Raw genomic sequence first — 18,761 nt, 5'->3', positions numbered from 1 at the left:
CGGGCGGCAGTTGCTAGCCGGTACGTGCCCGTTCCTTTTGCGCTTCCGCCGCGATGTTCTTGATCATGCCCGTGAAGATGATGCCGTGAAACGGCATCAGCGCGTACCAATACAGCCGTCCGGCAAGGCCTTTGGGGAAGAAGATGGCGCGCTGATGGAGTCTGGTGCTCTTCCCGCGGGCCTGCAGTTCCCATTGCAGCCACGCTTTACCCGGGGCGCGCATCTCGGCGCGCAGGCGCAGCAGATGCGGGCGTTCGATGCGCTCGACGCGCCAGAAATCGAGGGCGTCACCGGTATAGAGGGTGTTCGGGTTGCGCCGGCCCCGCGCCAAGCCGACACCCCCGGTCAGTACGTCGAGCCAGCCGCGGATCGTCCAGGCGAGCGGAAACGAGTACCAGCCGCGTTCCCCGCCGATGCCTTCGACGACCCGCCACACCTGCTCGATGGCGGCGTCGGAGTCGAGGCTGCGGTCATCGGTGTAGATGGCATCGCCGGTCCAGCTGGGATCGGAGGGGAGAGGATCGGCGGGCGCGCCGGTCGGCGAAGCGTTTGCCCAGGTGGTTTCTACCTCGCCGTTCTTGATGCGACGCAGCGCCAGCCTGACCGATTCGCGGTATCCGGTGGTCCCGCCCGGCGGCGGCGGGACCACCGCGTCGATATCGTGCTCGGTGACCACGGAGTCGGTGCTCAGCGACTCGATGAGGGCCCGGCCGATCTGCGGTGGAACCGGGGTCACCAGCCCGATCCACAACCCGGCCAGTTTGGGGGTGAGCACGGGCAAGACGAGGATTCTGCGCTTGGACAGCCCGGCGACGTCGGCGTAGATCTGCATCATGTCGCCGTAGCGCAGGACATCGGGTCCGCCGATGTCGTAGGTCCGCGAGTTGGGCAGTTCGGCGGTGGCGGCGGCCAGCAGGTAGTAGAGGACGTCGCGGATGGCGATGGGCTGTATGCGGTTGTTGACCCAGCGCGGCGTTGTCATGACCGGTAGCCGGTTGGTCAAATGGCGGATCATCTCGAAGGACGCCGAGCCGGAACCGATGACCACACCGGCCTGCAACACGATTGTCGGGACACCGGAGTCGACCAGGATCTGTCCCACCTGGCTGCGGGACCGTAGGTGGGTGGACAGCCGATCCGATTCGGTGTGCAGGCCGCTCAGGTAGACGATGCGTTTGACGCCGGCAGTGCGCGCCGCCGACGCGAGATTCTCTGCGCTCCGGCGTTCGGCTTCGGCGAATTCGCCAGGGTTACCCATCGAATGCACGAGGTAGTAGATGACGTCGATGTCGCGGCAGGCGTCGCCGAGGGTGTCGGCATCGGTGAGGTCACCGTGCACCACCTCCACGTCGGCCGCCCAGGGCACGTCACTGATCTTGTCCGGGTTACGCGCCAATACGCGCACCCGGTGGCCGGCTTCGATGACGCGTGGCACCAAACGCCCGCCGACGTATCCGGTGGCGCCGGTAACCAGTACCCGCAAGGTGCGTTGATTCACATCTGTCACAGATTCTCCTCGGCTGCGGCTTCACGCTGACAGTTACGGCATTTCCCCAAACCGCCATTTCCTACCCAGTGATTCGGAGGGAGGCCGCGCCCGGATGGCCGGCAGTCGATGCCAAATTGTTTACTTCGAACGCGGACGGGGCATTCGGTGCGGACATGCCGTATGCGCGGTGTCCGTCTCGGAAAGGTCCGGCTACATGACGATCGATTACGACAGCCCGCACCCGCTGGTTCGTACGCCGCAGCAGGTCAATGAATTCATCTGCACCCGTTGCATTCTCGTTCGAGAGCTCAGCGATCTGGCTGCCGATCGATCGCAAGGCCGCATTTGTCGCGACTGCGCTTGATGCCAGATCGGTCACTGGGCCGACTCCTTCCGCCCGCGCTAGCCTGGCGACCATGTCCAGCACGTTCTTCGACAACCCGGTCGCCCGCGCCCTCAACAAGGCCGCGGTTGGCCTGACCACCGTCCCCGTCCTCGGCGGCATCGTCGGCCGCAGCCTGGTCGAGATCCGGTACACGGGGCGCAAGTCGGGGCGCAGCTTCCAGACCCCGGTGAACTACCGGCTCTCCGGTGATGAGGTCGTCATCAGGGTGATGACGCCGGACTCCAAGAGTTGGTGGCGCAACTTCCTCGGCGCGGGCGCGCCCATCACGCTGGTCAACTTTCGCGGCACCGACCGCGCCGGGCATGCGATCGCGACGCGTGACGACCAGGGTCGCGTGACCGTGCGGGTCCACCTCGACTAGTGTCCTGAGTCGTTAATTCGTCTGCAGTAGTTGGCGATGGATTCGATGATTTGGTCGGCGGTCTTGGTCCACACGTAGGGGCGGGGGTTGTCGTTCCAGGTGTCGATCCAGGCACGGATGTCGGTGTTGAGCTGACGTACTGAGGTGTGGGTGCCGCGGCGCAGTTTCTTGGTGGTCAGTTCGGCGAACCAGCGCTCGACGAGGTTGAGCCATGAGGAGCTGGTCGGGGTGAAGTGCAGCGTGAAACGTGGATGGGCCAGCAGCCAGCGTTTGACGGCCGGGGTTTTGTGGGTCGAGGCGTTGTCGAGCACGACGTGACAATCGAGGTCTGCCGGGACATTGGCATCGATCTTTTTCAGGAACGCCAGAAACTCCTGGGACCGGTGCCGGGCATGTAAGGACCCAATGACCTTGCCCGAGGCCAGATCTAGTGCCGCATACAGGCTTGAGGTGCCGTGGCGGACGTAATCGTGGCTGGCTCGCGCTGGGGTTCCCGGCAGCATCGGGAACACCGGCTGGGTGCGGTTGAGGGCTTGGATCTGGGTTTTCTCATCCACGCACAGCACCACCGCCCGTTCGGGCGGATCCAGGTACAGGCCCACCACGTCACGGACCTTTTCCACGAACAGCGGGTCCTTGGACAGCTTCCACGAGTCCTGCTTGTGCGGCGCCAGCCCGAATGCCCGCCACACCCGCGAGACCATCGATTGCGACAGTCCGAGATGCTCGGCCATCGACCGGGTCGACCAGTGCGTGGCCTGCGGCGGAGTGGTCTCCAGGGTCGTGGTGATCAACTCCTTGATCTGCTCGTCACCGACCACCCGTGGCCGACCTGGCCGGGGCTCATCGAGCAGCCCGTCCAAGCGCAGCTCGACAAACCTGTTGCGCCACTTACGGATCGTGCCCCGATCGAGCTCTAGGCGATCAGCCAACTCCACATTGGTGCCGCCGTCGGCAGCGGCCAGCACAATCCTGGCCCGAAGCGCCAGACCCGCGGCACTGGTGCGCCGACGCGTCCAGCCCACCAACTCCGCACGCTCGTCATCGGTCAACACAATCTCGACAGCGTGGGGCGAGGGCATGACCCACCCTAACAAGAGAAGGTGAATTAACGACTCAGGACACTAGCCGTCAAACCGCGGCGGAAATGGCATGATCCGGGTGTCGACATCCGCAGGAGGCGAGAACGTGCCGCTGGCTCACCGTGAGGCGAAGCCCTGGGTGTCCATTGCCTGACGAACTGAGGGGCGTCGACCTCGCCGATGTTCCGGGTGCCGGCGGCCTGGTGATCGGGGTCGGAGACCCGTCCGGCGATGGCGCCGAGGTCTGGTTGCGGGACGCGACTTTCACGCTGGTCGACCGCCCGTGTGCGGACCGCAGAACCGTGCAGGTAGCCGATGTCGACCAGGCGCTGGCGCAGATCAGCGAACGGGTCGCGACCTGGCCACAGACGGCCGCCGTGTGTGACGACGTGCTGCGCGCGTTCGACCCCGCGGCGCCGACGTTCGCCGGGGTGGTCACCGAATCATTGGCTTATTCGACCCTGCAGTCCGGCCGGGAGTTCGCGCGCTGGCTGGCCGAGCGCGGCCCGAAAACCGTTCCGCTGCTCCCAGATCCGGTGGTGTCGCAACGGGATGGCGACACTCTCCGTGTGGCGTTCAACCGCTCGCAGCGGCACAACGCGTTCTCGACCGATGCGCGGGCGGCACTGCTGGAGGCGCTGGAGGTCGCTCGTTTGGACACCTCGGTGACCGCGCTGGTGCTCTCCGGGAACGGTCCGTCCTTCTGCAGCGGAGGAGACCTCGCCGAATTCGGGACCTTCGAGGATCCGGCGTCGGCGCACCTGGCCCGCACACGTTTCAGCCCGGCCCTGGTGCTCGACGAGATCACGGCGCGACTGGGCGCGGCGAGCCAGGCCGTGGTCCATGGCCAAGTGTTGGGCAGCGGGCTCGAGATGGCGGCGTTTTGCGGGCACGTGACCTGTCACCCGGATGCCGCCCTCGGGCTGCCTGAGTTGGCGCTGGGGCTGATCCCCGGAGCGGGCGGCACCGTGAGCATCACGCGGCGGATCGGTCGATGGCGCACAGCGTATTTGGTGCTGTCCGGGGCGACGATCGACGCGGCGACGGCGCGGGACTGGGGCTTGGTCGATGCGGTGCGTGCGTGAGTGACGAGGCGGTGCGGGACTGGTCGGCCAGCGGGCTGGCCGCGCTGACCGGCATGCCGGACGGACCACCGGACCTCAGTCGCGCCGCGGTGTTGAGCCGGGCGCGGGCAATCGCATCCGAGCTGTCCGGCCAACTGGGCATCGAGGTCGATGCCGCGGCACTTCTCGCGGGCCGGGCCGCGCTGTCAGGGCTGCACCGGCAAGGCCGGATCAGCGCTGGTGGCGCTACGCGGCTGCTCGCCGGCCGGGACGGCTGGCTCGCGCTGACGCTGGCGCGGCCGGATGACGTCGGCACGGTGCCGGCACTGCTGGAATCTGATGTGCCGATCGACTACCTATGGTCGGCGATCACCGAGTGGGCCGGCCGCCGGCAGGTCTCCGCCGTCGCGGAGCGCGCGCGTCTGCTCGGACTTCCTGTCGGCGTGCTGGGGGAGACCGCTGCCGCCGCACCGGTGGTCCGTCGATACGGCAACCGAAAACCGTTCCAGGACCATGCCCGCCTACTGGTGGTGGACTTGTCCTCGATGTGGGCCGGCCCGCTCTGCGGGCACCTGCTGGCCCGGGCCGGCGCGACGGTGGTTAAGGTGGAGAGCCCGTCGCGGCCAGATGGGACCCGACAGGGAGAACGTCGCTTCTTCGACTGGATGAATGCCGGAAAGCTCTGTTACACCGCAGATTTCGGCCATCCTGACGGTCTGCGGCAGCTGTTGTCCGTGGCCGATGTGGTGATCGAATCGTCGCGCCCTGATGCCCTGGCGAACCGGGGACTGGGGCCGAAAGGCGTTGCGGCCCGGGATGGCCGGGTGTGGCTGCGGGTCACCGGGCACGGAACCGTTGGGGCCCACGCCCACTGGGTCGGGTTCGGCGACGATGCCGCGGTTTCCGGTGGCCTGGTCGGCTCCGACCCGGCGGGCACCGGGCCGGTGTTCTGCGGTGATGCCATCGCGGACCCGCTGACAGGGCTGCACGCCGCGCTGGCGGTGGCAGAGTCGCTGCGACGAGGCGGCGGCGAGATCATCGAGATCGCTCTGGCGGCGGTGGCGGCCGAATACGCCGCGCTGCCGTTGACGGGCGGTGACGGCGTAGGTCCGGTAGCCGAGCCGGTGGCGCCCGTGGTGTCGTCGAGGGCCGGTGCGCTGGGCGCCGACAACACGAGGGTGCGGGACATCGTGCGAGAAAGGATCACGGCAGCATGCTGATTCAACGAGCCACACTGCTCGACGGCCGGACCGTGGATATCCGACTGGACCGGCGAATCGAGGCCGTGGCGGAACGTCTCGAGCCGAAGCAGAGCGAGGACGTCCTCGACGCGGCCGGTGGCACCGTCATTCCTGGGCTCCACGATCACCACGTCCACTTGCGTTCGGCGGCAGCGGCATTGACGTCAGTGCGGGTCGGCCCGGGGGAGGTGCGCAGCCGCGACGCGCTGCGTACGGCACTGGGGCAGGCCGCCGTCGGCGAGGACGGCTGGATTCGGGCCGTCGGTTACCACGAGGCGGTGGCCGGTCCGCTGGATCGCACTGCGCTCGACGACGTTTCACCGAACGTACCCGTTCGAATCCAGCACCGCAGTGGGGTGCTGTGGACCCTGAACTCCGCGGGGTTGACGGCCGTCGGGCTGCCCGACCATCCCGACGGCCGGCTGCGCAGTGCGGACCCGAGCTGGACCCATGCGTTGCAGCGCAGCGACGCCGGGCTCGGCGAGATCAGCCGCCGCCTCTCGGCGTTCGGCGTCACCGGCGTCACCGACGCGACCCCCGATCTCACCGCCGAGGACGTGCTGGACTTCGCCGAGGCGCGCCGACATGGCGAACTGCGCCAGCGCGTCGAAACCTTGGCGCCGGCCAAGCGCATTCTGCACGACGACGATCTGGACCTCGACGTGCTGGCGGATTGGATCGCGGCGCGACACGGTCAGGGCGGAATCGTTGCGCTGCACTGTGTTACGGCCATGCAGCTGGTGGTGGCGATTGCGGCGCTGAAGCACGCGGGATCGCGCGCCGGGGACCGCATCGAGCACGGCGCCGTCATCCCCGACGACTGTCTGGCCGACCTGCGCGACCTCGGTGTGCTGGTGGTGACCCAGCCGAACTTCGTCGCCGAGCGCGGCGAGCAGTACCTCACCGACGTGCCCGCGGACGAGCACTGCCAGCTGTGGCGGGTGGCGTCGCTGTGTAGTGCCCGGATACCCGTCGCGCTGTCCACCGACATGCCGTTCGGCGATGCTGACCCGTGGGCGGCGATGCGTGCCGCGGTGCACCGCAGCACACCCTCCGGCAGCGTGCTCGGCGCGGATGAAAGCATCGACGCCACAACGGCATTGGGCATGTTCCTGGGAACACCCCAGCAGCCGCACACCCCCCGCGAGCTGGTGGTCGGATCGCCGGCCGATTTGTGTGTGTTGTCGGTACCGCCGGCCGAGGTGCTGGCTGCGCTGGATGCCTCGCTGGTCGCCGCGACCATCTACGACGGTGCGGTGGTGTACCGAGCCGGTTAGTGCACCGGCTGCAGCATGTCGTCGTCGAGCGTCCGGTTCAGCAAGTCCTGGCGAGCCTCGACGTACTGCGTCTTCAAGGTCTCCACCAGTTGCGCCACGGTGAGGCGTTCCTTGATGCTGCCCACGCCTTGACCAGCGCCCCAGATGTCCTTCCACGCCTTCGCGTCCGTATTCCCGCCGGAACCGAAATTCATTGCGGAGGCGTCCGATTCGGGCAGGTTGTCCGGATCGAGACCCTGGGCGACGATGCTGCCGCGCAGATAGTTGCCGTGCACGCCGGTGAACAGATTGCTGTACACGATCTCCGATGCGCTGGAGTCGACGATCATCTGCTTGTATTCGGGAACCGCGTTGGCTTCATCGGTGGACAGGAAAGCTGAACCGACATAGGCGAAGTCAGCCCCTGCGGCCAGCGCGGCAAGCACAGATCGTCCGTGGGCGATGGCGCCCGACAACAGCAGTGGACCGTCGAACCACTCGCGGATCTCGCGGACCAGCGCGAACGGGGACTGGGTGCCGGCGTGGCCGCCGGCGCCGGCCGCGACGGCGATGAGGCCGTCGGCGCCCTTGTCGATGGCCTTGTGCGCGAACTCATTGTTGATGATGTCGTGCAGGACGATGCCGCCGTAGGAGTGCACAGCGTCGTTGATCTCGGGTCGTGCGCCGAGCGAGGTGATCACGATGGGGACCTTGTGCTCGACGATCACGTTCATGTCGTGTTCGAGGCGGTCGTTGGAGCGATGCACGATCTGATTGACCGCGAACGGCGCGACGATGGCGTCGGGGTTGGCGAGCGCGTAGGCGGCGTTGGACTCCTGGATCTCATCCAGCCAATCGCCGAGCAGGCTGGAGGGGCGGGCGTTCAGCGCGGGGAACGACCCGATGACACCCGCCTGGCACTCCGCCTTCACCAGTTCAGGGCCTGAGCACAGGAACAGCGGCGATGCGACCACCGGCAGGGACAGACGCTGTGCGAGGACGGGAGGCAGGCCCATGGTGGTGATAGCCCTTCGAGTCGGAAACCGTGGTTGGACTGGACTTTAGCGGCGCTTCTGTCATTATGCAACTAGTGGCATAAACGTGCTTTGGCAGCTGGTCGCGCATTGCCGTGATGCTCGAACCTGTTGGGAATTGGTTAGATTTTGGCGGCGGTCAACGATGAGCCCGACTGTCGACGAGGTTTTATGCAACAGATTGGATAACATTCGTGACGGGACGTCTGCCGCTGTGCTCCGCCAGCGGAAGCCCCATGGGACCTACGATCACGCCATGTCGCTGCAATTCGCCATCCTGACTGCGCTCACCGAGCGGGCATCGACGGGTATCGAACTCACCCGCCGGTTCGATCGGGCATTCGGCTACTTCTGGCCGGCGACTCACCAGCAGATCTATCGGGAACTCGACAAGCTCAAGACCTCCGGACTCGCCGAGGCCTCGACTCCTGATCGCCCCGAGCGCGGGCAGCCCAAGCGATTCAGCATCACGCCTGCTGGGCGGCTGGCTTTGCGTGAATGGCTTTGTGGCATTGACGATCCCGCACCGGAGCGAATGTCCGTCGCTGTGCGTGTGCGCGCAGCCGCTGCACTGGGTGAGACGGGCGCCGTGCATGCCGTGATCGCCCACCACCTCGCTGCGCATGAAGCGATGTTGGCCAACTACCGCGAGATAGACGCGCGCGATTTCGCAGCCCCGGTCGCCGACGCCGACGTACTGCGCCATCTTGTGTTGAAGGCGGGACTGCGTACGGAGCAGGCCTGGGTGGACTGGTGCCGCGAAGCCCTGGACGTGCTGGACAGACTTACGTCGTCGTCCGGCAAAGGTGCGATCTGATCACGAGCTGAGCAATGTCTGGAAGATGTCCTGGTAGTACAGGTGCGCCAGGAAGTGGCCGCCCGGTCGCATATGCAGTGTCGCCTCCGGTATCCGGTGCGCCAGTTCACCCGGCCACGACGGGTCGATGAGTTGATCGTCGGTCCCGCCCCAGATGTCCACCGGCAGCTGAAGCTCCTCGGGCGTGAAGCCCCATGGCCGAGCCATGACGCGATACTCCTCGACGACGCCCTGAGGTTGTCGGAGCGCTTCTCGCGACATGTGCGCGAATGTGGCGAAACCCTCGGCCCTCAACACCGCGGCATCCGCCGGCCCGAGATCCCGCGCCGCAAGCCGGCCGTAGAGTTCGGGCGCGCACGTCGCGGCAAGCGCCATCGCGCGAAAGCCGAGCCGGGCTGCCCACGGTGCGCGATGTGACAAACGGATGTAGGTGCGGTCGATCTGTGGCAGTCCCTCGAACGCGCCGGGTTCGGTCAGAGGTACGGCGCCGGCGATGATGGCGGTCCGTGTCACGCGTGGCCGCAACGCGTAACCGACCGCGGCCGCGTACTGGCCACCGAGAGACCAGCCCATCACCGCGAACTGGTCGGCATCGAGCTGGTCGAGTAGCTCGGTGACGTCGCGGGTCCAGTCGAGGATGGTCCGGTCCGGCTGTGGATCCGACCGCCCGACGCCGGGTCGGTCAGGGGCGATCAGCCGGATGCCGCACGACTCGGCGATGGACCCGGCGGCGGCGACATCGAGCCGGCAGGCCAACCCGCCGTGGGCGCTGACGATCGGGAATCCGTCAGGAACGCCGTACTGCGCATAACTCATGCGGCGCCCGTCCTGCAGACGGATCACGTGGCAGGCCTCGGTTGCGACGTGATCGGGCACGGTCGGCCTCCGCGAGTGAGAGCGGACTTGCTTGCCTCGTCATCGTTGCACCATCAGCCAGGGGCGAGGGTCGGAATTGACGTTGCCGACGATTCCTACGCGCCGTGTAGGGCTACCGGGCCGGCTTCTGCCACACCAGCAGGTAACGCCAGAAGAGCAGGCGCCGCACGCGGGCACCCGGCAGCAGAGTTGCTGCCTGCGCGGCGACTTCGCGGGTGGTCAGCGGTGGGTCCAGGACCACGGGCATCGCGTCGTGATCAGGCGTCTTCGCGAAGCCGCTGCCGGTTCGCAGCAGGCGTTCTGCGCGAAACCGGACACCGAGCACGCGATGCCCGAGCGTGGCGGCGAGCTCCTGAGGCCACTCCCGCCGCAGGTCTGTCCGAGGCAGCGCGATCGCCGCCAGGACACCTCCGGGCCGAAGCGCAGCGGCAAGCTGGGGCAGCACAGTACCGAGCGGCATGTGGTGCAGTGCGCTGATGGACACGATCGCGTCGTAATCCGTCGCGGGCAGCGCGTCGGTCAGAACGTCGGCCTGAATGCAGTCGACATTCGCGGCCGTCCGTCGGCGGGCTTCGGCGACCATCGCGCCGGACCGGTCAACCGCGTCGACGTGGTCGCTGCGTTGCGCGAGTTGAACTGCAAAGCCGCCGGCGCCACAGCCGACGTCCAACACACGTTCGCACCGCGGCGGCAGGTGCCCGAGCAGCAATCGGTGGTAGTAGGCGTTGTGGTCCCAGTCGAGCATGTTCCGAACTCTGGCCACCGCCGGCGTCACACCCGCGCGGCGACCCGAACCGGGATGGGGCCTTTCGCAACCGTCGTGTACGGCGACTCGAGGGGAAAGTCGTCGCTCAGTGACTCGATCCGGTTCGAGCGCACGATGGTGGCCAGCGCGAGCGTCGTCACCAACATCGCGAAGTGCTCACCGATGCAGGACCGCGGACCCGCGGCGAACGGGATGAACTGCCAGCGGTCGCGAGTCTTGGAGTTCTCCGGGCTGAACCGGTCCGGGTCGAAGGCCAACGGGTGGTCCCACAGCGTCGGGTCCCGATGCACGGCACTGATCCCGATGGCGACGATGCTGCCGGCTTCCACGCGGTAGCCGTCCACCACGATGTCCTGTGTCGCGGTCCGCCCGACGCCGGCTGCCGGCGGGCACAGTCGCAGCGACTCGTTGAGTACCTGAGCGGTGTACGCGAGCCGGGAAACGTCGTCCGGCGTCAGCTCCCGATCACCGATCGCGGCGACCTCGGCAGCGACCCGGTCCTGCATCTCGGGATTGCGCCCGAGCTGCCACAAGGCGTACGTCAGCGTCGTCGCTGTCGTGTCGTGCCCGGCCAGCATGAAGATCAGCAGGTCGTTGCAGATGTCGTCGTCGGACAGCTTCTGGCCGGTTTCGGGGTCGGAGGTCGCGAGCAGCGCCTTGACCAACGGCGCATCGCGGTCCGGATTCGCGCGACAGTCCTGCAGGACGGCCATGGTCATCTGCCGCATCCGCGCGACGGCGGTGCGGGCGCGACGGCGTCCCGGCGTCGGGAGCCACTGCGGCGCCTTGATCGGACGCAGAGCGCGATCGGCCGTGTAGCGGGAGGCCACGTGCATGTTCTCGGCGATGGTGTTGCTGTGCTCGTTGATGTCGAGCCCGAGGATCGAGTAGCCCAGCGACCGCATGGCGAGCCGACGGCACTCGATGTCGAGATCGACGTCACCGGCATCGCGCCAGCAGTCGGCGCTGGTCTGCGCGGCCTGGGTCATGTGTCCGCCGAAGCGGTCGACGTGCTGTTTGGTGAAGACCGGCTGCAGGGCGCGCCGGCGCGGCGGCCAGGCGCTGTTGGGCAGGACGAAGAGGTTGTCGCCGACCACGTTGCGCACTTCTTCGTGGATCGTGGAGCGCTCCGCGAGGTTGTCGGTGCGGCCCAGCACGTCCCGGATCCCGCTAGGGGAGGTGACGAGCACGACGGGCGGCGCGACGCGCTTCGGCGCGACCGCGATGCGGCTGACGGGGCCGCCGACTTCACTCAGCAGAACCAGCCCGGCGTGCAATTGCCGGGTGGTTAGCAACTGCCGTAACGGCAGCGGGTTCTTCGGCGCGAGCGGCAGCGTGCCCACGTCGCGGGCGTCGATGGTTGCAGTCATGTCAATAAGAATTATGCCGTGCCGGATGCACATGGTCGAGTGATTCGAGTGACTTTTGGCCGTAGCACCGGGCAGTCGACGTCCGTACCGTTGAAGGTGTCGGATTTGCATCTTCGTCTGGAGCGGACATCATGACCGAGTTATCTCCTCGCCCTTACATTTTGGTCGGTATCGACGGCTCACGCTCCTCGCTGGAGGCGTTGCTGTGGGCGATCGGCGAGGCGCAACTGCGTAACCTGCCCCTACGGCTGGTTCACGCCGTCGACTATGGCAACTTCGTGATGGGGTTCAATCCGGGCGCTTCGGAGAGCTTCTTCAAGTACGTGGAGGCATCGGGCCAGAACTTCCTCGTCGAAGCCGAGGAGCGGGTGCATGCGCTCGCGCCCGAGGTGGAGGTCTCCATCCACAATCTTGTCGGCCGTCCCGCACAGCTGCTGGAGGAACAATCGAAGGACGCGTTCCTCACCGTTGTCGGATCCAGTGGGCTGCATGGATTCACCGGGCTGCTCGCGGGCTCGGTGGCGGTGTCGCTGACCGCGCACGGCCACAGTCCCGTCGTCGTGGTCCGGGCGCCGGGTCAACATGCCGGTGGACCCGTCGTCGTTGGCGTTAGCGGTACACCCGACAGTGAGGAAGCCATCGGCTGGGCTTTCCAAGAGGCGTCACTGCGGGGTGCGAAACTGCTTGCCGTTCTCGTATCGAGTTATGTACCAGCCTATTTCGACTACATAGAACCCACTTGGGAAGAGCTGCCCGGGCCGGCCCGGGAGGACCAGCAGGCGATGCTGTTGGCGGAACGGTTGGCCGGGTGGCAGGAGAAGTTCCCCGAAGTCGCGGTACGCCGCGCGGTCGCCGCCGGTCACCCAGGGCACGTCCTGTTGGGCTATGCGCAGCGCGCGCAGTTGATCGTCACCGGGACCCGCGGACATGGCAACGCGGCCGGGTGGTTCCTCGGGTCGACGAGTCACCGGCTGGTGCAGCATGCTGAGTGCCCGGTGCTGGTTGCCCGCCCGCAGGCTCGGTAGTCAGACCGTTGATTGGGCAGGTGACCGTGCGCGGTCACCTGTACCTCATGCCCGCGTACCCTCAGGCCCGCGCGACGAGCACAGAAGGATTGTCGCAGTTCGAGTCGGCATGTGAACCCACAATTTTCACGAGCGAGGCAGCTTCGCGGGCACCGACGACGACGAGGCTGATCGGTTCGGACGTCGTCTGGAGGAACCGCACGAAACTGGTCGTGATAGGTACCGCGGTGATGTACACCTCGGGGTAGAGGTCCTGCCATACCGCACTACGGCGCAGTAACTCCTGGCGGGCGCTCATCCCCGTCTCGGGCGGACAGACGCCGACTGCGATGACGGGCCGTCCACGCAGTTGCCCCTCGGCGACCGCCGCGGCAAACACGTCGTGATTCTCTTCCCCGTCATTGACTTCGACGACGATCGAGCCTGCCGGTAACCTTCGGCGCGGTGCGTAACTGCGGACGACTGCGGCCGGACATTCCGCCCCCTCGGCCACCTCCGCCGCGGTCGATCCCAGCAGTGCTTTCGCGAAGCGGCCTATCCCGACGGATCCGACGCACACCATCGCAGCGTGGCGGGATTCGCTGATCAATATCGCCGTTGGGTCGCCGACTACAACGGCGGTCTCGATCTTGACCTGCGCGGCGGTGTCGTCGATGGCCGCGTGAGCAGCTCGCAGGCAGGTCCTGGCGTATTCGGTGGACATCCGATCTGAGCGCTGCGGGCCTTGTACGCAACTCACCAGCCGTAGCGGTACGTCTCGGAGCATTGCTTCGGATACTGCCCAGTGCGCGGCGTACACGGCAGCGGTCGAACCATCGATGCCGACCACGACAGAATCGCCAATCCGCGTTTCGATCATCTTGTCTCCCCGGTCTTTTCGCGTGCCCCACCACCGCGGTATCGAGCGGGTGTCCCAGCGGTGCCGAGATCTGCCCTCGTGTGCGGAAGCGTGGATGTGTCATCGAATCCTCACGCGGGTACGTACCGGGAGTCGAGGGCACAAAGGCCCTGGAGCCGCCGCATGAGTCACCACGGAACGACGGCCTGGCGTGGTGGCGAGTGGTCACTCAGGAAGTGACTTTCGGCCATGGCAGCCGAGGGGCCGTGCTCGTACCGTCGTGGACATCGGATAGGCCGATTCATGGGAGGACATCGTGACCGAATTACCGCCCCGCCCTTATATTTTGGTTGGAATCGACGGATCGAGCTCATCCCTGCTCGCCCTGAACTGGGCCGTCAACGAAGCGCAGTTGCGCAATCTTCCGCTCCGATTGGTGCACGCCGTGGACTTCGAGAGTTTCGCGATGGGCTTCAATCCGGGCGCCTCGGAGAGCTTCTTCCAGTATCTGGAGACGGCCGGCCAGCGTTTCCTTGACGAAGCTCTGGATCGCGTGCAGACCCTGGACCCCGATCTCGAGGTGGCGTTGACCAGAAAGGCCGGCCGCCCGGCTCGGGTGTTGATCGATCTGTCGGAGGGTGCATTCCTGACCGTCGTGGGTTCCAGCGGACTCAACGCGTTCAGCGGTCTGCTGGCCGGGTCGGTCGCGGTGGCGCTGACGGCGCGCGGGCACAGCCCGGTGGTCGTGGTCCGCGCACCGGGAGTGCCCGTGACGGGCCCTGTTGTCGTCGGGATCAGCGGTGCTCCGGACAGCGAGGATGCGATTGCCTGGGCCTTCGAGGAAGCCTCCATGCGCGGGGCAGCGCTCACCGCTATCCTGGTCTGGGGCTACTTGCCGGCGCATTTCTACGATGCACAAGGTCCCTGGAACGACCTGACCGGCCAGGCTCGTGAAGAACAACAGGCGATGCTGCTGGCCGAGCGGTTGGCCGGATGGCAGGAGAAATTCCCGGAGGTCGCGGTCCGCCGCGTTGCGGCGATCGGCAACCCCGGGCACGTTCTCCTGAGCCATGCCCAGCGCGCCCAGTTGGTCGTCACGGGAAGTCATGGTCGCGGCGACGCGACCGGACTGTTCCTCGGTTCCACCAGCCATAAACTCATTCACCAGGCAAATTGCCCGGTGCTCGTGGCGCGGCCGCACGCTCGCGAGTCCACCCGATGACCAGCGCAACTCGTTCGGTGAGTGTGCCGTTGCCAGCGACACGCCGGCGAACAGTCGACGCATATTGGCGCGCGGCGAACTATCTCACGGCCGGTCAGATTTATCTGATGGGCAACCCACTGCTGCGAACACCATTGGAGCGCCAGCACATCAAGCCCCGACCGTTGGGGCACTGGGGGACCTCCCCGGGGCTGAATTTCATCTACGCGCATTTGAATCGCGCCATCATCGACCACGACCTCGACGCGATGTATGTCATCGGTCCCGGTCACGGCGGGCCGGCGCTCTTTGCGAACGCCTGGCTCGAAGGTAGCTACAGCCGAACACGTCCCGATATCGCCCGCGATGAACACGGCATGGCGACGTTGTTCCGCGAATTCTCCTTTCCCGGTGGCGTTCCCAGTCATGTGGCACCGGAAGTTCCGGGCTCCATCCACGAGGGCGGCGAACTCGGGTATTCCCTGGCGCACGCCTACGGCGCAGCGCTCGACAACCCGAATCTGTTGGTGGCGTGCGTAATCGGTGACGGTGAAGCCGAGACGGGCCCGCTGGCCGCCAGCTGGCATTCCAACAAGTTCATCAACCCCGTCACCGATGGTGCGGTGCTGCCCATCCTGCACCTCAATGGATACAAGATCGCCAATCCGACGGTCCTGGCACGGATCACCGACGCTGAACTCGATTGTCTGTTGCGTGGATACGGGCATTACCCGATCTACGTCAGTGGCGACGACCCCGACCTGATGCATCAGGACATGGCTGCGGCACTCGACCAGGCAGTAGCCCTGGTGAGCGACATCCAGAGTGATGCGCGGACGGCAGCGTCGACACCTCCGCGACCCCGGTGGCCCATGATCGTATTGCGGACGCCCAAAGGCTGGACCGGACCACGATGGGTCGACGGTCTGCCGGTCGAGGGCACATGGCGCTCGCATCAAGTGCCCATCGCCGACATCCGTACCCAACCCGAACACCGTCGACAGTTCGTCGACTGGCTGGACTCCTATCGCCCTGATGAGCTGTTCGACGAAATGGGTTGCCCGACAGCGCTGGTCACCGACAACGTGCCGGCTCCCGAGCGTCAGATGGGCGCAAACCCGCATGCCAACGGCGGCCTGTTACTGACGCCGTTGCACCTGCCGGCCGCCAAGGAATTCGCCGTGTCCACCGTCAAGCCGGGAAACACCACGGCGGAGCCGACCAGGGTGCTCGGGCAGTATCTGCGTGAGGTCATGGTGCGCAACGCGTGCTACCGAAACTTCAGGCTGTTCGGACCCGACGAGACCGCGTCGAATCGGCTTGCCGCGGTGTACGACGTCAGTGACAAACAGTGGAACGCGGCAGTACTGCCGAACGACGAGCATCTGGCTCGTGACGGGCGAGTGCTCGAAGTCTTGTCGGAACACATGTGCCAGGGCTGGCTGGAAGGTTATCTGCTGACGGGCCGGCATGGCCTGCTCAACAGCTATGAGGCGTTCGCTCACGTCGTCGACTCGATGGTTAACCAACATGCCAAGTGGCTCAAGGTGAGTCGCGAACTACCGTGGCGTGCGCCGATCGCATCCTTGAATTACCTGATCACGTCACACGTGTGGCGCCAGGACCACAACGGCTTCTCGCACCAGGATCCTGGCTTCATCGACCATGTGGCCAACAAGCGCGCGGAAATCGCCCGCATCTACCTGCCGCCGGATGCCAACACATTGCTGTCGGTGGCGGCACACTGCCTGGCCAGCAGGGACTACATCAACGTGATCGTCGCCGGGAAGAACGACGCACCGGTGTGGCTGACCGCCGAGCAAGCCGCGGTGCACTGCGCGCGCGGCGCGGACATCTTCGAATGGGCCAGCACAGACGGGGGTTCGCTCCCTGACGTGGTGCTGGCCTCTGTCGGCGACGTGCCCACCATCGAGGTGCTGGCTGCCGTATCGATACTGCGAAAGCACCTGCCTGAGTTGGGAATTCGCGTTGTCAACGTCGTTGACCTGTTTCGTCTGCAGTCCAACACCCAACACTCGCACGGCATGACCGATGCGGAGTACGACATGTTGTTCACCACCGACCGGCCGGTGATCTTCGCCTACCACGGTTACCCGTCGTTGATTCACCGGTTGACCTACCGCCGGCGCAACCATCAGCACATGCATGTGCGCGGATATTTGGAGGAGGGTTCGACGACCACACCTTTCGACATGTTGGTGCTGAACAAGATGGACCGCTTCCAGTTGGTGATCGACGCCATCGATCTGGTGCCCGGACTCGATGGTCCCGCCGTACGCGCGTTGCGCGCCGACATGGTCGCGACTCACGATCGCCACCGGGACTGGATCCGGACGTACGGCGAGGATCTGCCCGAGGTCAAACACTGGCGTTGGGAACCGGCCGGTGAATGACGATGCGCGGGTGGCCGCGTCCGGCCCATGGCGAACTGCGGTTCGGCGTGGAACTGAGATTCAGTGTGGAAGTGAATTGGCTACTGATCGTTGAGCGGCCAACTTCGTGGCATGCACGACGGCGAGTGTCAGCATCAGGAGAAACGCGCTGACGACGGTTACGTGCAAACGCTCGAACAGCCCCGTCGAATCTGTGTCCGCGAGCGCAGTCACGATTTCGGCGCCGCCGAGCACCGCTCCGATCGCCGCGCACGTGAGCCCTACCAGTCCCAGATGATGAGTGCCCGGCTGCCTACCGAGCGCGGCGCCATATGCCGCCATCGCGATCAGCACCGCGGTGAATCCGACTACTCCAGAGATGGTGTGCAATTGAGACAGCTGGGTCGATAGCGAGGCGTGATCGGCTGCCCGGCATTGGAAGTCAATCGACGGGGCGCAGCTCATGGGTGACAGGGCGTCGACGATCGAAGTCGCGGCGCCCACCGCCAGCGCGGCGCTCCCGAGCCGCATCGGTGCTGACGGGCGCCAGATGACCAGGATGCCGGCGAGTATCGCGAGGCCTATGCCGGCGACGAGATCGCCGATCCGGAAAATCTGGTAATACGGTTGCCCGTCGACCGCGAGCTCACTGATGTAGGACCGGGTGGGGCTGAGCGGAGACCCGATGATCCACTGAAGCGGGTAGTCGCAGTAGCCGATGAGCCCGATGAGCACGGCGACAGCCCAGGGTCGCGGTGCCGGACGGAACCTCGTGTAGGTCACCGATGAGGCCATACCCTGCACCTGAACTCGAGAAACATCTGCTGCTAGGACATTTGGCGTGGCTGCTCGTGGTCAGGCCGCGGGCTGCGGGGTCAGCGCCGGCAGCGGCGTCGCTTCCGCCCGCTCCTTGATCCCGAGCAGCATGCCACGCACGGTCAGCGATACCAACGGCCCGGCCGCTTCGGTGACGAAGACCTGGCCTGGGTGGCGGAGCCCCGCCCTGGTGCGGACCAGCAGGCGGCACTGGTCGTCCCAATGAGGCTCGAGATGGAGTGACCACACTGCGTCCCAAGGGAATTCCGGAGGTGTCCCACGCAGCACGATCGATTGCCTGTCGACGATGTGCGCAACCCGCAGCAAGACACCGCCGCGTCGGCCGAGCCAGCCCGGCGCTGCGAGGCGAATCGGATCGCCCGGTCCGAGCCGCTGCCAGTCTGGACGGATGGCATGGTCGCCGTGGTAATCGCGACTGAGCAGGCTCTCCAGCGCCTCATAGGTATAGAAACCGGCGCGGTCTTGGCCGAGCTGCACCAGCCAGGCCCAGACCACACTCACCGGTGCGTCGATCAAGATGCCCTCGGTCGACTGCAGTGCCGGCGACCGAACGAGCTCGTCACCCGGCAATCGTCTTCCGCATTCTTCCTTCGTCGTACCCCAATTGCGGTAGTACCGGCGTGCCGCATACAGGAGCGCCGCGCCCACCGCAGCTTCGCCAATATGTGTTCTCGTCATATGACGACTCTGCCCTCAGGGGCTGCG

Annotated in this window: 18 protein-coding genes; 9 read left to right on the top strand and 9 right to left on the bottom strand. The window is 66.1% G+C overall.

The window, feature by feature from the left end; genetic code table 11:
* Positions 1-13: 13 nt before the first annotated feature.
* Positions 14-1,498, bottom strand: a complete 1,485-nt coding sequence (locus tag ACWW1C_RS15485; RefSeq protein ID WP_455984299.1) for an SDR family oxidoreductase — start codon at positions 1,496-1,498, stop codon at positions 14-16.
* A 205-nt stretch (positions 1,499-1,703) separates the two neighbouring features.
* Between ACWW1C_RS15485 and ACWW1C_RS15480 the strand changes: the two genes are divergently transcribed.
* The gene (locus ACWW1C_RS15480; RefSeq protein ID WP_455979209.1) at positions 1,704-1,853 is read left to right on the top strand and encodes a DUF4193 family protein; all 150 of its coding nucleotides are present in this window, start codon (positions 1,704-1,706) and stop codon (positions 1,851-1,853) included.
* A 52-nt stretch (positions 1,854-1,905) separates the two neighbouring features.
* Positions 1,906-2,256 carry a hypothetical protein gene (locus ACWW1C_RS15475; protein WP_455979208.1) on the top strand — a complete coding sequence of 117 codons (351 nt, stop codon included), beginning with the start codon at positions 1,906-1,908 and terminating at the stop codon, positions 2,254-2,256.
* Here the strand turns inward: ACWW1C_RS15475 and ACWW1C_RS15470 are convergent.
* Positions 2,253-3,338 carry an IS630 family transposase gene (locus ACWW1C_RS15470; RefSeq protein ID WP_455979207.1) on the bottom strand — a complete coding sequence of 362 codons (1,086 nt, stop codon included), beginning with the start codon at positions 3,336-3,338 and terminating at the stop codon, positions 2,253-2,255. The genes ACWW1C_RS15475 and ACWW1C_RS15470 overlap by 4 nt on opposite strands.
* A gap of 146 nt (positions 3,339-3,484) precedes the next feature.
* Between ACWW1C_RS15470 and ACWW1C_RS15465 the strand changes: the two genes are divergently transcribed.
* Genes ACWW1C_RS15465 through ACWW1C_RS15455 form a run of 3 tightly spaced genes read left to right on the top strand, consistent with a single transcriptional unit; the run spans position 3,485 to position 6,920 of the window.
* Positions 3,485-4,423, top strand: a complete 939-nt coding sequence (locus ACWW1C_RS15465; protein WP_455979206.1) for an enoyl-CoA hydratase/isomerase family protein — start codon at positions 3,485-3,487, stop codon at positions 4,421-4,423.
* Complete coding sequence (locus tag ACWW1C_RS15460) at positions 4,420-5,622, top strand: CoA transferase (RefSeq protein WP_455979205.1); 1,203 nt, start codon at positions 4,420-4,422, stop codon at positions 5,620-5,622. Before ACWW1C_RS15465 ends, ACWW1C_RS15460 begins: the two co-directional genes overlap by 4 nt.
* Positions 5,616-6,920: an amidohydrolase family protein gene (locus ACWW1C_RS15455; protein ID WP_455979204.1), complete on the top strand. Its 1,305-nt coding sequence runs from the start codon at positions 5,616-5,618 to the stop codon at positions 6,918-6,920. Before ACWW1C_RS15460 ends, ACWW1C_RS15455 begins: the two co-directional genes overlap by 7 nt.
* Here ACWW1C_RS15455 and ACWW1C_RS15450 read toward each other — a convergent pair.
* Positions 6,917-7,915 (bottom strand): NAD(P)H-dependent flavin oxidoreductase, encoded by a 999-nt coding sequence (locus ACWW1C_RS15450; RefSeq protein WP_455979203.1) that lies wholly within the window; start codon positions 7,913-7,915, stop codon positions 6,917-6,919. The two genes, ACWW1C_RS15455 and ACWW1C_RS15450, sit on opposite strands and share 4 nt — an antisense overlap.
* Before the next feature lie 274 nt (positions 7,916-8,189).
* On the opposite strand from ACWW1C_RS15450, the gene ACWW1C_RS15445 reads away from it, so the two are divergent.
* Positions 8,190-8,750 (top strand): PadR family transcriptional regulator, encoded by a 561-nt coding sequence (locus tag ACWW1C_RS15445; RefSeq protein WP_455979202.1) that lies wholly within the window; start codon positions 8,190-8,192, stop codon positions 8,748-8,750.
* Here ACWW1C_RS15445 and ACWW1C_RS15440 read toward each other — a convergent pair whose 3' ends face one another.
* The 3 genes from ACWW1C_RS15440 to ACWW1C_RS15430 all read right to left on the bottom strand — a co-directional run bounded on the left by ACWW1C_RS15440 (position 8,751) and on the right by ACWW1C_RS15430 (position 11,762).
* On the bottom strand, positions 8,751-9,566 hold the full coding sequence (locus ACWW1C_RS15440; RefSeq protein ID WP_455984298.1) for an alpha/beta fold hydrolase: 816 nt from the start codon (positions 9,564-9,566) through the stop codon (positions 8,751-8,753). It abuts the gene before it with no gap.
* A gap of 172 nt (positions 9,567-9,738) precedes the next feature.
* On the bottom strand, positions 9,739-10,371 hold the full coding sequence (locus ACWW1C_RS15435) for a class I SAM-dependent methyltransferase (RefSeq protein ID WP_455979201.1): 633 nt from the start codon (positions 10,369-10,371) through the stop codon (positions 9,739-9,741).
* A gap of 26 nt (positions 10,372-10,397) precedes the next feature.
* Positions 10,398-11,762, bottom strand: a complete 1,365-nt coding sequence (locus ACWW1C_RS15430; protein ID WP_455979200.1) for a cytochrome P450 — start codon at positions 11,760-11,762, stop codon at positions 10,398-10,400.
* A 131-nt stretch (positions 11,763-11,893) separates the two neighbouring features.
* On the opposite strand from ACWW1C_RS15430, the gene ACWW1C_RS15425 reads away from it, so the two are divergent.
* Positions 11,894-12,787, top strand: a complete 894-nt coding sequence (locus ACWW1C_RS15425; RefSeq protein ID WP_455979199.1) for a universal stress protein — start codon at positions 11,894-11,896, stop codon at positions 12,785-12,787.
* Positions 12,788-12,848: 61 nt separating this feature from the next.
* Here ACWW1C_RS15425 and ACWW1C_RS15420 read toward each other — a convergent pair whose 3' ends face one another.
* Complete coding sequence (locus ACWW1C_RS15420) at positions 12,849-13,646, bottom strand: universal stress protein (RefSeq protein ID WP_455979198.1); 798 nt, start codon at positions 13,644-13,646, stop codon at positions 12,849-12,851.
* A 295-nt stretch (positions 13,647-13,941) separates the two neighbouring features.
* On the opposite strand from ACWW1C_RS15420, the gene ACWW1C_RS15415 reads away from it, so the two are divergent.
* Entirely contained in the window at positions 13,942-14,847 is a 906-nt protein-coding gene (locus ACWW1C_RS15415) for a universal stress protein (RefSeq protein ID WP_455979197.1), read from the top strand.
* The gene (locus ACWW1C_RS15410) at positions 14,844-17,240 is read left to right on the top strand and encodes a phosphoketolase family protein (RefSeq protein ID WP_455979196.1); all 2,397 of its coding nucleotides are present in this window, start codon (positions 14,844-14,846) and stop codon (positions 17,238-17,240) included. Before ACWW1C_RS15415 ends, ACWW1C_RS15410 begins: the two co-directional genes overlap by 4 nt.
* A 60-nt stretch (positions 17,241-17,300) precedes the next feature.
* Here the strand turns inward: ACWW1C_RS15410 and ACWW1C_RS15405 are convergent, their stop codons facing one another.
* Positions 17,301-18,014: a DUF998 domain-containing protein gene (locus ACWW1C_RS15405; RefSeq protein ID WP_455979195.1), complete on the bottom strand. Its 714-nt coding sequence runs from the start codon at positions 18,012-18,014 to the stop codon at positions 17,301-17,303.
* A 60-nt stretch (positions 18,015-18,074) separates the two neighbouring features.
* Positions 18,075-18,734, bottom strand: coding sequence for an SRPBCC family protein (locus ACWW1C_RS15400; protein ID WP_455979194.1), 660 nt, complete (start codon positions 18,732-18,734; stop codon positions 18,075-18,077).
* Between the last annotated feature and the right edge of the window lie 27 nt (positions 18,735-18,761).

The sequence above is a fragment of the Mycobacterium sp. HM-7 genome, assembly GCF_053852335.1.
The sequence above is the reverse complement of the archived record's forward strand: the minus strand, read 5'-3'. Positions and strand labels throughout refer to the sequence as shown.

What these genes read in the sequence shown, in the direction of transcription:
- ACWW1C_RS15480 (WP_455979209.1), top strand. Translation starts at nt 1,704, where the DNA reads ATGACGATCGATTACGACAGCCCGCACCCGCTGGTTCGTACGCCGCAG.
- ACWW1C_RS15475 (WP_455979208.1), top strand. Translation starts at nt 1,906, where the DNA reads ATGTCCAGCACGTTCTTCGACAACCCGGTCGCCCGCGCCCTCAACAAG.
- ACWW1C_RS15470 (WP_455979207.1), bottom strand. Translation starts at nt 3,338, where the DNA reads ATGCCCTCGCCCCACGCTGTCGAGATTGTGTTGACCGATGACGAGCGT.
- ACWW1C_RS15455 (WP_455979204.1), top strand. Translation starts at nt 5,616, where the DNA reads ATGCTGATTCAACGAGCCACACTGCTCGACGGCCGGACCGTGGATATC.
- ACWW1C_RS15450 (WP_455979203.1), bottom strand. Translation starts at nt 7,915, where the DNA reads ATGGGCCTGCCTCCCGTCCTCGCACAGCGTCTGTCCCTGCCGGTGGTC.
- ACWW1C_RS15445 (WP_455979202.1), top strand. Translation starts at nt 8,190, where the DNA reads ATGTCGCTGCAATTCGCCATCCTGACTGCGCTCACCGAGCGGGCATCG.
- ACWW1C_RS15440 (WP_455984298.1), bottom strand. Translation starts at nt 9,566, where the DNA reads ATGAGTTATGCGCAGTACGGCGTTCCTGACGGATTCCCGATCGTCAGC.
- ACWW1C_RS15435 (WP_455979201.1), bottom strand. Translation starts at nt 10,371, where the DNA reads ATGCTCGACTGGGACCACAACGCCTACTACCACCGATTGCTGCTCGGG.
- ACWW1C_RS15430 (WP_455979200.1), bottom strand. Translation starts at nt 11,762, where the DNA reads ATGACTGCAACCATCGACGCCCGCGACGTGGGCACGCTGCCGCTCGCG.
- ACWW1C_RS15425 (WP_455979199.1), top strand. Translation starts at nt 11,894, where the DNA reads ATGACCGAGTTATCTCCTCGCCCTTACATTTTGGTCGGTATCGACGGC.
- ACWW1C_RS15420 (WP_455979198.1), bottom strand. Translation starts at nt 13,646, where the DNA reads ATGATCGAAACGCGGATTGGCGATTCTGTCGTGGTCGGCATCGATGGT.
- ACWW1C_RS15410 (WP_455979196.1), top strand. Translation starts at nt 14,844, where the DNA reads ATGACCAGCGCAACTCGTTCGGTGAGTGTGCCGTTGCCAGCGACACGC.
- ACWW1C_RS15405 (WP_455979195.1), bottom strand. Translation starts at nt 18,014, where the DNA reads ATGGCCTCATCGGTGACCTACACGAGGTTCCGTCCGGCACCGCGACCC.
- ACWW1C_RS15400 (WP_455979194.1), bottom strand. Translation starts at nt 18,734, where the DNA reads ATGACGAGAACACATATTGGCGAAGCTGCGGTGGGCGCGGCGCTCCTG.